The organism is Halorubrum shenae, from assembly GCF_051194165.1.
Classification (GTDB): Archaea; Halobacteriota; Halobacteria; order Halobacteriales; family Haloferacaceae; genus Halorubrum.
Genome location: NZ_JBLZNI010000001.1, coordinates 1 through 12,322, shown reverse-complemented (window position 1 = coordinate 12,322; position 12,322 = coordinate 1). Strand labels below are relative to the sequence as shown.

Sequence of the window (12,322 nt, the reverse complement as noted above, 5' to 3'; positions counted from 1 at the left end):
AAACGGGTGACGCTGGCGATTCGGGGCGGGCGCGGAGTCGAAGAGCGACGCCTCGGACCGCACCCCCGAAGGCATATACCGCCGACCCGCGACTACTCGACGTATGTCCACAGACGAACCGTCCGTCCCGATCGTGTGTACCGAGTGCGAGACGGAGACCAGCGTCCCGCTGTCCGACGTGGCGGACGCGCTCACCAAGCACAACGACGGGAAACACGACGGGGAGGAGATTGCAGAGGTCAAGCCGGCGCTAAAAGACCAGCTTGCGGACCTCGTTGCGGAGGATCTCGGGCTCTTCGACGAGGCGTGACCGGAAGACCCGGAGCGAACCGCGAGAGCGACCGGACGCGATCGAAGGCGGTCGACGGGCGCAGCGAGATCGTCAATCGTCGCGAAGCCGCGAGACGGCGATCGCCGGGAGCCGGTCCCAGTCGCGAACGCGGGTCCCGCGGGCGGTCCGTCCGCGGGCGCGGTCAGTCGTCCTGTGCGAGCGCACCCTTCGGATGGCCCTTATGCTGGAGGTTCCGGTTGTCGCGCTTTCGCGTCGCCGTCGCGGGAATGACCTCGTCGACCCTGTCGCGCGGTCGCCCGGTGTAGCCGTGATCCGGGTGCTCAGCACAGTGAGCCATCGCGTCGTGAGGACCTTCCCACGGCCCCTCGTGGCAGCCGTCTGCCGTGCAGACGAACACTATGTCATCGGACATGTTATTCGCCTGTTGAGACTGGCTATATAAAAACGTCACAGCCAAATTATCTAGATCGATAACAAAACTACTCGGGCGGGAAGCGAGCGCCGCAGATCCGGCGGTCAGTCGCTGACGACCGGCGCACCGGACAGTTCGACGCTCGTGCCGTCGTCGCGACAGGCTTCGAGCGCGTGCTTGGCCGCATACCCCGCCTCGTGGGGAGAGGCCCCGCGACCGACGCCGACCTGCAGTTCGATGCCGGCGTCGTCGTTGACGTGCGCGATCGCGTCCGTGAACGCCCGTTCGGGGAGGTCCGGACAGACGGCGATGACGTTGTCGCCGCCGACGAAAAACGAGAGGGCGCCGTGGGTCTCGCGGAGATACCGAGTCAGGGAGCCGTAGGCGCGCTCGACGTTCAGGAACGTGTCGAACTCGTTGAGGCGGTCGGTGTATTTCCCAGTCACGTTCACCACGTCGAAGTGGGCTATCTGGAGGTCTGACGGGTTGGTCTCGGTGAGGTAGTCACCGGCGAGCACCTCCGTCCGACTCTCGTCTTGCGCGCTCCCCTCGGTCTGGAGCAGGCGGTTCGCCGCCTCTACGGCGTCGATCGGTCGCTCGGCGACGCCGGTCCCGAGACTGACGCTCACGGGATACCGGTTCCCGATCGACTCTTGGAGCGCCGCGTGGGTCGCGCCGTCGAGGCCGTTCGTCACGGCGATCATGTTGTCGTAGCGGGTCGAAAAGACGTACGCGTCCCGCGGACCCATAAACTGGGCAACATCGGCAAACAGCCGCGACTGAAGTGCTTGGAGATCCATTTCCCGGCGCGGCTCCGGCGTCACCGTCCACGGCCCGTAGTTATCGATCTGGACCAGCGTCACCTGGGTCGTCGTCACAGTGACCATAGGTTGGGAACCGCCCCGCTTTACGCTTCCGTTATCCCGAAGGTGGAACGGGTCCCGGATATGGAACGAGAGCTGCGAACCAGCGAGGCGGCGCAACCCCTACGGCGGTGGCGCCACGAATCCTCCCATGGAGTTCAGCGGCGCCGTTCTGGACGTGGACGGCACGGTCGTGCGAGGCGACGATCCGATTCCCGGCGCGCCGGCGGGCTACCGGCGGCTCCGCGAGTCCGGGATCGAGACGTTGTTCGTTTCGAACAACCCGACCAATGCGCCGCCCGCTTACGTCGATCGACTCGGCGCCGCGGGCTACGAGGTCGACGCGGACCAGGTGTTCACGGCCGGGACCGTGACGACGCGGTACCTGCGCGAGCGCCACGCGGACGACGAACTGCTATGTATCGGCGATCCGGGGCTGGTCGATCAGTTCGAGGCGGCCGGGCTCGCGACGACCGACGATATCGACGCCGCAGACGCGCTCGTCGCTTCGATCGACCACGAGTTCGACTACGACGATCTCTGCACGGCGCTGTGGGCGCTCGACCGCGACATCCCCTTCATCGGCACCGATCCCGACGTCGTCATCCCGACGCCCGATCGCGATATGCCGGGATCCGGAGCCGTGATCAACGCCATCGCGGGCGTCGCCGAGCGCGAGCCGGACGCGGTCCTCGGGAAGCCCTCGGAGACGGCGATCGAGATGGTCCGCGAGCGGCTCCCGTACCCCCCGGAAGAATGTCTCGTCGTCGGCGACCGCCTCAACACCGACATCGCGCTCGGCGAGCGCGCGGGGATGACCACCGCCCTCGTCCTCTCCGGGGTCACCGACGAGGCGACCCTCGCGGACGCGAGCGTCTCCCCGGACTACGTGCTCGAAGACCTCGGCGAGGTCGACCGCGTGATCGACCAAGTCGACGACTGACGACGCGACAAACACCCGAGCACAAAATCCCACGCTGAGACGTTTTGCGCCGGTATCGCAGCGGACCACTTTCGCAGTGTGGACAACATTTATAAGCGCCAACACCGACCGGACGAACATGAGTGAGGTTACCTCGCACGAAGATCGGACGGGCGACGACGAGGAGGACCCGGAGCAGTCCGTTCGCGTGATCGAGGGACACGCGGTACAGTTCAACGAGTATCGCTAGTAAACTACCCTACCCTACTTCGCTCACCCCATACGGGGTTCGCTCGTTGAGGGTAGGGCTTTGATGTGGACTCCCAGCAATCAGTCGCCAGCAATGGGCTGGTGACTCTTGCCGTTCAACGTCCCACCATTCACACGCACGTCTACTGGTGCGTCTCCGCTCCCCGACTTGGGCGAGGAACGAAGTCTGTGTTGTCGCTTTCGGGCATAGCGTAGCCCAATATTCTTCGCTGCATTGTAGTCTGCGTTGACCTCGTAGCCACACTTCTGGCAATAGAAGTGTTCGCCGTCACGGTTCGATTCGTGCGTGAACCCACAGTCCGTTCGAGAACAGCGTTGGGACGTGTGGTTCGGCTCAACTTGCTTCACGGAGACGCCCTGTTCGGGCGCTTTGTACTCCACGTACTCGGCGAGGCGTCGGAACGCCCAGATGTGGTGCCACTTCGCCTGTGGAAGTTGCTCTCGGATATCGGCCAAGTCCTCAAAGACAATAACACCGCAATCGTGATCGACAGCTTCCGAGACGATTTCGTTGGCAACGGTGTGGATGTACTGTTTCCGCCACGCTTCTTCGCGCTTTCCGAGGCGAAGCAGGGCGTTGTGCGCGGCTTGCGTCCCACGCTGTTGCATCTCACCACGTCGCTTCTCGAATTCACGGCACCAGTGATCGTATTCGTCGCCCTGCCAGAACGTGCCGGTCGAAGCTACTGCGAGGCTGTTGACGCCGAGGTCGATACCAAGAACTGTTTGGTGCTCGGTATCTTCCGAAACCTCGGACTCGTCGGTATCGTACTTCCGCGTCGTGATGTGGAAGTAGAACTCGTCAGTCGCCCTGTCGTATTGCAGTGTGCTCGCCCGAAACTCGTAGTCCTCCGAGAGAACGTACTGCTCGTAGGGAGTCGGGCTATCCGCCGGAAGTTCAAACTCGCACTCGACGCGCCCGTTGACGGTTGAGAGAGACACGCGGTTGCGGTAGAACGTCGCGCTTCGCTTGTCGTAGACCATGCTCCACGACGTGAACTCCGGCTGGCTCACCCGCTTGCCCTGTTTCCACCGTTCGACGCACCCTTTCGTCGCTTGGACGGCGCGTCGGATGGCCTCTTGAACGAGGTTCGCAGTAAGATCAGTTTCCTCTCGCAGTTGTTCGTAGAGCGCGTCCCGTGCGGTCGAGTTCGCCGTAACGCAGTTGAGGTAGGAATCGTCGTCCCAACAGAATTCAGCGGCACGATTCGCACAATGAAGGAACTGTCGCGCGGATTCGTGGAGGTCGTCGCGCCGCTCATCGGGAACGACGAGTTTGACTGGCGCGGTTCGACGCACCTCCATGTTTCAGATTGCTACCCGACGGTACTTATATGCTAGGGAGTCAGGTAGCAACTGTCCTGTGGTTGCGTCGTGCGTTGTCGGTTTCCTCTCCGACCTACTCGCTCGCTGCTCTCGCTCCTTGAGGTCGGAGGCTCCACCTCGAATTATGCTGAATCCGCCGAGCGGCCGCGTAGCCGCGGTGAGCGTACCCTGACGGCGACGGGGCGGTGTCGGGAGCGTTAAGTGCGCGTCGGGGGAACCGGAGGGTGTGATACGGAGGCTTCGACGGGCGAGTGTCTTCGCCGCGGTGGCCGCGGTCGCCGTCCTCGCGCCGGCGCTCGGCGACGCCGCCGCGGTGCCGTTCCTCGCCGCAGCCGGCCTCGCCTTCTTCGGGGTCCGCGACGGCGAGTGGTTCGAGACGCTCGCCCTGCCGGGCGATCGCGAGGAAGAGCGCCTCTACGGCTTCGTCGCGTTCGCCCTCGCGGCCGCCGGCCTCGCGCTGTTCGCCTCCCTCCCCCGCGCCCCGCTCCCGTACGAGGCGTTCGCCGCGGCGGCGCTCGCGGTCGGCTGCGGTCGCCTCGGCCGCGCGGTCGTCGCCGGACGTTCCACCGACGAGTTCTCCCTCGTGGCGGGGTACGTCGCCGGCGGGACGCTCGGCGCCCTCGCCGGACAGGTCGCCGTGCTGCTCCAGACCGACGGCGTGGGGCTCGCCAACGGACCGAGCCTCGTCGAGGGCCTTCCGAGTGTCGTCTTTCTCGCGGCTGTCGCCGCGCTCACGGCGGCGCTCATCAGATCGCTCGTCTTCGACCGGGACGCGCACATCACGGTCATCCTCGTCGCGTTCGCCGTCTGGGGGTTCGTCGCGGTGGACCCGACGGTCACCGTCCCGCTCGTCGCCTTCGGGCTGGCGGTGACCGGCGCGCTCGGCTACGTCTCCTTCGCGCTGGGGACGGCCTCCGTCCCCGGTATGCTGACGGGCGTGTTGTCCGCGCTGCTGGCCGTCGTCCTCGGCGGCGTCGGCTGGTTCGCCACGCTCATGTCCTTTTACGCGATCGGCGGATTGGCCTCGAAGTACCGCTTCGACGAGAAGGCGAACCGGGGGGTCGCACAGGAGAACGAGGGCGCCCGCGGCACCGGGAACGTGCTGGCGAACTCCGCGGTCGCGCTCGTCGCCGTCGTCGGCTACGCGGCGACCGATCACGTCGGCGTGCCGGGCGCGCTCTTCGGCTTCGCGTTCGCGGGCGCGACCGCGACCGCGATGGCGGACACCCTCTCCTCGGAGATCGGCGGGCTCTACGACGGTCCCCGCCTGGTGACGACCTTCCGCCGCGTCGATCCGGGCACCGACGGCGCGGTGACGTGGCAGGGCGAACTGGCCGGGGTCACGGGCGCGCTCCTCGTCGCCGGCCTCGCCGCGCTCTGGATGCCGGTCGGGGGCGCGGTCACCGGCGGGGGAATCGTCGTCCTCGCGGGCGTCGCGGGGATGACCGTCGACAGCCTCCTCGGCGCGCTGATCGAGGGCGAGCGCATCGGGAACCAGGCGGTGAACTTCCTTGCGACGCTGTCGGGGGCGATCGTCGCCGTCGGCGCCGCGGTCGCGCTCGGGGTGGGCCTGTGAGATGACAGGGGAGCCACTCGGAAACAACCACGGCGACGGCGACAGCCCCGCTCCCGATCCCAGAGTCCGCGCCGCCCGCCCGGCCGACGCCGCCCAAATTCGAGAGCTACAGGACCACCTCAGACAGCCAAACCCCGACCTGCTCGAGTACGGGCTCGCGGTCGGCTCGGCGCTCGTCAGCGTGGCCGACGGGCGGCCGGTGGGCTACTTACTCCCGGTCGACGCGCCGAACCGTCCCGGCGTCCACATCGCCGAACTCGCGGTCGCTCCCGACTACCGACGGGACGGACGCGCCCGCGGGCTGCTCTCGTCTGTGCTCGGCGACGCGACCGGTCCCGTGACGCTGCAGGCCCACCCCGACAACGACGCCGCGCTGTCGCTGTACGAGGGACTGGGGTTCGAGGTCGTCGACCGACGCGCCGACGCGTACGCCGACGGCGACGCCCTGGTGTTACGCCGGGAGTAGGAGCCGGTGACGAGTGAGGACAGACAAAAGGCCTATTCGAGCCCCACGCGTCGGGCGAGACATGACTAACGCCGATGCGGGAGCGGAACCGATCGAGGTCGACTTCGGCGAGGACGGGCTCGTCCCGGCGGTCGCGCAGGACGCCGACTCGGGCGAGGTGCTGATGCTCGCGTACGTCTCGCCGGAGGCGCTCGAACAGACCCGCGAGACGGGCGAGGCGCACTATTACTCGCGGTCGCGCGACGAGCTGTGGCACAAGGGCGGCTCCTCCGGTCACACCCAAGAAGTCCGCGAGGTCCGAGTCGACTGCGACGCCGACACCCTGCTGTACCTCGTCGACCAGAACGTGGGGGCATGTCACACGGGCCACCGCTCCTGTTTCCACCGGACGATCGACGGCGAGCACGTCGGCGAGCGCGTCTTCGACCCGGACGAGGTGTACTGATGCCGGACGGGGACGCCCCCGTCCGCGAGGCCGGCGAGGCGACCGCGACGCTGCGCGAGCGGTACGACGAGCTCGCCCGGATCGAAGCCCGGATCGCCGACCTCGGCCGGGACCGAGTCGAGACCGCCGCCGACACGTACCGCCGGGCGCACCGCGTGCTCGACGGATACGAGGAGGACGCGGTCGGCACGGGAGACTTCGGCTCGTACGTCCAGTTCCGGGGGGAGTTCGGGGAAGCGGTCGACGCCGACGACGACGCGCTCGCGACCGACGCGTTCGCCGCCGCGGACGAGGCGGTCGACAAGCGCCGGCTCTCCGAGGCCGACTTCGCGGCCGCCCGCGACGCGTTGGAGCCGGCGGGCGAGTACGTCGACCTACTCGCCGACCGCGACGAGGCGCTCCACGACTACCGGGCCGCGCGCAAGGCCGCGCGGGACGCGAAGAAGGCGCTCGACGCCCGCCTCGAGGAACTGCGAGCGGTCGCCGAGATGGCCGACGCCGACCTCGACGCCGACGTGACCCGGATCCGGGACCCGATCGAGACGTACAACGAGGCGGTCCGTGAGGCGTTCGACTCTTTTTATAAGTCGGCGTCGGCCCGAGACGTCTTCGCCTTCCTCGACCGCGCTGACGGCACCCCCTTCGTCGACGCTGACGTGCCGCCGACCGACCTCCGCGAGTACGTCGACGAGTACGACGCGGGCGAGGAGCCCCTGCCGACGCTCTTGGAGTACGCCGACTACTCGAACTCGAAGCTGGAACACTACGTCGACGACCCTGGCGCCCTCCGGACCGCGGTCGCGGTCCACCGCACCTACGTCGAGCGGCTCGACGCCGAGCCGCTGACGCTCGACTGGCCGCCGGCGGGCGGCGGCGAGCTGGCCTACGAGATCGACGAGCTGATCCCCCTGGTCTCGCGGGTCGCCGACGACGAGACGGTCGCGACGCTCCGGTCGATCCGCGACCTCTCGCGCGAGGACGCCTACGAGCGCCTCCGCCGTGCGGCCGCGGTACGGGACGCGCTCGGCGACCCGGAGCTGGACCTTTTAAGAGATGGCGTCATCGACGATCGGGTTCGCGAGGCGGAGCGAACGCTGTCGATCGCCGAGGACGTACTCGCGGAGACGGAAGGCGGCGCGTAGCGGGTACGAGAGTCCGGGACTTCGCCGCGACCGCGTCACCCCCGGAGCCCGTCGCTGATCATCCGCAGGTTGCGCTCGATCCCCCAGTCGAACTGGCGTTCGAGCAGGTACGCGACCGCGATGTACACCACCGCGCCCGACGGAACCAACACGAGGAACTCGACGAGCGGGGTCAGGTTCGTCGCGGACGCCCCGTACCACAGGGTGACGAACATCACCGAAGCGGCGACGAACGGGTAGAGATACTCGGCGTACAGCTGTCTCTGCCGGGCGTTGACCATCCGCGCCGAGAGGTACACGTCCAGCGGAAGCATCGGGAAGGCGTACACCCCGACGACGACCAGCGCTGTCCCCTCGATCCCAAACCTCGCCGTCGCCGGCCAGATGAGTACGGCGATACACGCCACGCGGAGCAGTCCGGTCTTGACGATGTAGTCCGGGCGGTTGAGCGCCTTCCAGATGGCGCCGAAGTTCCGCGTGATCGCGTGTAACAGCCCGTACAGCGCGAGTATCTGCATCGCCGTGATCATCGGTCGCCACTCGTCGCCGAGGACCGCGGGGACGAAGCTCGGCGCCACGACGGCGATACCGAACGACAGCGGGAACGCGATGAACGCGGTCAGACGAGTCGTGTGAAGCAGCGCTCCGCGGAGTTCGTCGAGGTCGCCCTGAAGCCGAGAGTACGCCGGAAACGTGATCTCCGAAATGATCCCGGAGACCTCGGACGCGGGCATGTCCGCGAGCCGGTACGCGTACTGGTAGAAGCCGAGAGAGGTCGCGTTGAGGAACCACCCGACGAAGGCGTCGTCGCCCTCGCTGTAGACGAACCCGACGATCGACGCGCCGGTGATCCACTTGCCGTAGTCGATGAGGCGGCGCGCGATCGCCATATCGAAGGTCGGCCACGGGCGGTACTCGTGGAGGACGTACGAGAGGAGGAACTTGGAAAAGGACCTACCGACGGTCGCGAACACGAGCGCCCAGACGGTCGGCGAGTACAGCGCGTACCCGACGCCGACCACGAACTGCACGACCGATCCGCTCGATTTGAAGACGAAGTCCTTGTGAAAGGAGAGGTCCTTCTGGAAGTAAACGACGGCGGGGTTCCGAAGCCCGTACAGCAGTGCGCTTAGCCCGAGTACGCGGATCAGGTTCGTCGCACCGGGCTCGTCGAAGAACCCGGCGATAAACGGCGCCACGAGGGCGAGCACGCCGAAGATGAGGAGCCCCCGTGCGGCCTCCAAACACCACGTCGTGTTGAGGTACTCGTCGACGTTCTCCTGTTTGTCTTGAATGAGGGCCGCGTTGATCCCGATATCGGTGAAGCGCCGGATCGCGGAGAGGACAAGCAGCGCGATTCCCATCAGCCCGAAGGCGCGCGGATCGAGCAGTCGCGCGAGAACGATCAGCATCAGAATCTGTGACAGCCGAACTGCCATCTTCGTCGCCGTCACCCAGATCCCGCTTTTGACGGTTCGCTGGATGACAGAGCCCGAGGGGATCGCGCGTTTGACGAGTTCTCGGAGACGGTCTCTCATGAACTGCCGCGCCCGGTCGACCCGAGGCGTACGGCGGCTTTGCTGGAGCGGTTCATACCCGAACACCACGCGACGAAGGCATTGTTATGCCGCTCGTAACGCTCGACTTCGAACGGATGAGTACGGTCGGTTCCGACCGCACTCGGGTACTCCGGTTATCCGTATCGACGCCGGAACCGACGAGCCAGTGGTCGCATCGGGAGTGGTCGACGTTTCGACGTCGCGGCGAGCGACGACTTCGTATCGACCATCGAGACGAGTTGGTCGAGGACCGAGACACGGGAGCGTTCCGGGAGACCGATCATAGCCGCGCGTTAACGAGACGGCCTGTTTTCCGGTGCCCCGGTTGGGAAATCATACTTATTCGGGAGTGTCACCAACGGCGATACATAGTGGCACACTCACGAACTGACCGGCGCGCGCCACAGTTTACACCTGACGGGGCGTCCGCCGAGAGACCAGTCGGTCGATTCCGAGGCCGATGACCGACGGCGACGACTTCACGCTGCTGTTGATGAGCGGGAGCTGGTACCCGGAGAACGCGTATATGACGCTGCTCGCGGACGCGCTCCGCGAGACCGGCGTCGAGGTCCGGACGCCGCCGCTCCCGCTGTTTTTCCCGCTCACGCGCGCGGTCCTCGCGAACCGAGACGCCGACGCGATGCAGCTCGACTGGATCTACGACTACTACGTGACGACCGGGACGGGGTTCGGTCCCGCGAACGCGCTGGTCTCGTTCCTGCGGGCGGCCGCGTTCCTCGTCGACGTCGCGCTCGTCTCGCTGCTCGGCGTCGGTATCGTCCGGACGGTTCACAACGAGCGTCACCACGAGGGGTTGTACCCCCGAACAGAACGGATCGTCAACGAGTGCGTGTTCGCCGTCGCCGACGCCATCACGGTCAAGTGCAGTGCAGCGGCCGACGCGGTCGCGGCGGCGTACCGCGTCCCGACGGCCGACGAGATGGCGGTGATCCCCGACGGGAACTTCGTCCCGGCCTACGAGAACGACGTGTCTCGCGAGGCGGCCAGACGCGACCTGGGGATCGACGACGACGCCTTCGTCGTCCTCTTTTTCGGGCTGATCCGCGAGTACAAGGGCGTCCCGGACCTCGTCGAGGCGTTCGCCGACCTCGACGCGTCGGACGCGGAGCTGTGGCTGGTCGGGAACCCGCACGACGACCGGATCGAGGCGCAGGTTACGGCGCTCGCCCGGAGCGACCCGCGGATCGAGACCCGACTCGAATTCGTCCCGGACGAGCGGATCCAGTACTTCCTGAACGCCGCCGACGTGCTCGCGTTACCGTACCGCAGGATACTCAACTCGGGGACGGCGCACCTCGGGCTCTCGTACGGCCGACCGGTGGTCGCGCCCGCGATCGGCTGCCTCCCGGAGACGGTGCCACCGGAGAACGAGTTCCTCTACGATCCGGCCGACGACGACGGCCTCGCGGATGCGCTGCGGCGGGCGTACGACCATCCGGACCTCGAGTCGATCGGGCGAGCGAACCACCGGCACGCCCGATCACAGAACTGGGTGCAGGCGGCTGAGGCGCTAACCAGCGTCTACCGAGGGACCGTCGACGACGGTCGACGCCTCGACCGTTCGATCCGCGCGAACGAGTCGTAGACGATTCCGGTGAAATACGTCCGATCTGGGTGAATTTCGGCCGATTCAGGGTCCGATTGTCCGGTTAAGTGTAGCACTAACAATACGTTGCAACGACATGTTCGCTGATATGGTGATATCTCACATATCCTCCTCGATCAAAAGGCGACCGGTCGTCGTCCGGACTGCCTGGTGGGCGGGTAAACTGGCTAACCACTACGCACCGAGGCTGATCGCGCGGGCTTCGAACGGGGGAGAGCGGGCCATCACTGGGGTTCACCCACCGAGTAGCGGAGATGATATCGCGATACCGAGCGAGACCGCGGGACGTGAGCCGCCGAACCTAGAGGAGTATACGGGGACGGCGCACAACCCGGTGTTGGTCGCCGGTGACGTGACGGACTACGGCGCGGTCGACTTCGTCGCCGACCCGTTTCTCTTCCCCGGTACCGATAGGTGGCACATGTTCTTCGAGATCTTCAACGCCGACCGGGACCCGGACGCCGTGATCGGCCACGCGACGAGCCCCGACGGGATCCGCTGGGAGTACGATCAGGTCGTCCTGAAAACGGGGAAACACCTCTCGTTCCCGTACGTGTTCGAGTGGGAAGGCGACCACTACATGATCCCGGAGACCGGCGGCGCCGGGGACGGGATGGTTGAACTGTTCGAGGCGGTCGACTTCCCCACCGAGTGGCGCCGTCACGCGATTCCGGTGTCCAGCGACCACGAGTCCGACGACGCGGTCGTGTTCCGGTGGGACGGTCGGTGGTGGGCGCTCGTCGGCGACGACTCGATCGAGGGCGCCTACCTCTACTACACTCAGTCGCTCACGCGGGACGACTGGCACGCGCACCCGGAGAACCCGGTAATCACCGACCGGCCCACCGCCGCGCGTCCCGGCGGTCGACCGCTGGTGACCGACGACGGCGTCGTTCTGTTCTACCAGGACTGCGCGGACGCGTACGGCGAGCGGGTCCGCGCCTACGAGATCACGGCGCTGGACACGGAGACGTTCGCCGACCGCGAACTGTCCGCCTCGCCGATCCTCGAAGGAACGGGCGCGCCCGTCGGCTGGAACTCCGGACGCATGCACCACGTCGACCCGTGGTGCGTCGACGGTCGCTGGATCTGCGCCGTCGACGGCAACGTGAACTATCCCGGACTGTTCACGAACGACCACTGGTCGATCGGCGTGTTGATCGCCGACCCCGACTGAGATGATCAGTCGGGACCGAGGAGAAAATCCGGGCTCGATCGCTACAGAGACGGGTCGTCCGGATCGGCGCGCGCGGGTGACATCCTCCTCGCCGTAAACGGAGAGGGATCGGAGATCCCTCAGGCAGTCGGGCAGAGCCCGACGACGGCGAGGCTTCCCGTCCCGCAAGTGGGATATTTGCTGGTCTACGACACGACCTGTTCTCGCGGTGCAAAGCATCCGCTCTCGCGGTCGAACAGGTATGT

12 protein-coding genes are annotated in these 12,322 nt (G+C 66.6%); 8 read left to right on the top strand and 4 right to left on the bottom strand.

The window, feature by feature from the left end; translation table 11 throughout:
* The first annotated feature begins 103 nt into the window (after positions 1-103).
* A complete protein-coding gene (locus ACNS88_RS00060) occupies positions 104-310 on the top strand; it encodes a DUF8149 family protein (RefSeq protein ID WP_435092704.1) in 207 nt (68 codons plus the stop codon).
* Positions 311-473: 163 nt separating this feature from the next.
* On the opposite strand, the gene ACNS88_RS00055 is transcribed toward ACNS88_RS00060, so the two are convergent.
* Positions 474-704 (bottom strand): hypothetical protein, encoded by a 231-nt coding sequence (locus tag ACNS88_RS00055; RefSeq protein ID WP_435092702.1) that lies wholly within the window; start codon positions 702-704, stop codon positions 474-476.
* Between the two features lie 104 nt (positions 705-808).
* Positions 809-1,582, bottom strand: coding sequence for a GTP cyclohydrolase III (locus ACNS88_RS00050; RefSeq protein WP_435093635.1), 774 nt, complete (start codon positions 1,580-1,582; stop codon positions 809-811).
* Positions 1,583-1,718: 136 nt separating this feature from the next.
* On the opposite strand from ACNS88_RS00050, the gene ACNS88_RS00045 reads away from it, so the two are divergent.
* On the top strand, positions 1,719-2,510 hold the full coding sequence (locus ACNS88_RS00045) for an HAD-IIA family hydrolase (RefSeq protein ID WP_435092701.1): 792 nt from the start codon (positions 1,719-1,721) through the stop codon (positions 2,508-2,510).
* A gap of 309 nt (positions 2,511-2,819) precedes the next feature.
* Here ACNS88_RS00045 and ACNS88_RS00040 read toward each other — a convergent pair whose 3' ends face one another.
* Positions 2,820-4,064 (bottom strand): RNA-guided endonuclease InsQ/TnpB family protein, encoded by a 1,245-nt coding sequence (locus ACNS88_RS00040; RefSeq protein ID WP_435092699.1) that lies wholly within the window; start codon positions 4,062-4,064, stop codon positions 2,820-2,822.
* 247 nt (positions 4,065-4,311) lie between these two features.
* Between ACNS88_RS00040 and ACNS88_RS00035 the strand changes: the two genes are divergently transcribed.
* The 4 genes from ACNS88_RS00035 (at position 4,312) to ACNS88_RS00020 (ending at position 7,714) form a co-directional block, all read left to right on the top strand.
* A complete protein-coding gene (locus ACNS88_RS00035) occupies positions 4,312-5,661 on the top strand; it encodes a DUF92 domain-containing protein (protein ID WP_435092697.1) in 1,350 nt (449 codons plus the stop codon).
* Between the two features lies 1 nt (position 5,662).
* On the top strand, positions 5,663-6,127 hold the full coding sequence (locus tag ACNS88_RS00030) for a GNAT family N-acetyltransferase (RefSeq protein ID WP_435092695.1): 465 nt from the start codon (positions 5,663-5,665) through the stop codon (positions 6,125-6,127).
* Between the two features lie 61 nt (positions 6,128-6,188).
* The gene (hisI, locus tag ACNS88_RS00025; protein ID WP_435092693.1) at positions 6,189-6,572 is read left to right on the top strand and encodes a phosphoribosyl-AMP cyclohydrolase; all 384 of its coding nucleotides are present in this window, start codon (positions 6,189-6,191) and stop codon (positions 6,570-6,572) included.
* Entirely contained in the window at positions 6,572-7,714 is a 1,143-nt protein-coding gene (locus tag ACNS88_RS00020) for a DUF7118 family protein (RefSeq protein WP_435092691.1), read from the top strand. The genes hisI and ACNS88_RS00020 overlap by 1 nt, the downstream gene beginning before the upstream one ends.
* Before the next feature lie 35 nt (positions 7,715-7,749).
* On the opposite strand, the gene ACNS88_RS00015 is transcribed toward ACNS88_RS00020, so the two are convergent.
* Entirely contained in the window at positions 7,750-9,252 is a 1,503-nt protein-coding gene (locus ACNS88_RS00015) for a lipopolysaccharide biosynthesis protein (protein WP_435092690.1), read from the bottom strand.
* Positions 9,253-9,733: 481 nt separating this feature from the next.
* On the opposite strand from ACNS88_RS00015, the gene ACNS88_RS00010 reads away from it, so the two are divergent.
* Together ACNS88_RS00010 and ACNS88_RS00005 are read left to right on the top strand one after the other, a co-directional pair.
* Positions 9,734-10,879, top strand: coding sequence for a glycosyltransferase family 4 protein (locus ACNS88_RS00010; RefSeq protein WP_435092688.1), 1,146 nt, complete (start codon positions 9,734-9,736; stop codon positions 10,877-10,879).
* Positions 10,880-11,234: 355 nt separating this feature from the next.
* Positions 11,235-12,077 (top strand): glucosamine inositolphosphorylceramide transferase family protein, encoded by an 843-nt coding sequence (locus ACNS88_RS00005; RefSeq protein WP_435092686.1) that lies wholly within the window; start codon positions 11,235-11,237, stop codon positions 12,075-12,077.
* The last annotated feature ends 245 nt before the right edge of the window (positions 12,078-12,322 follow it).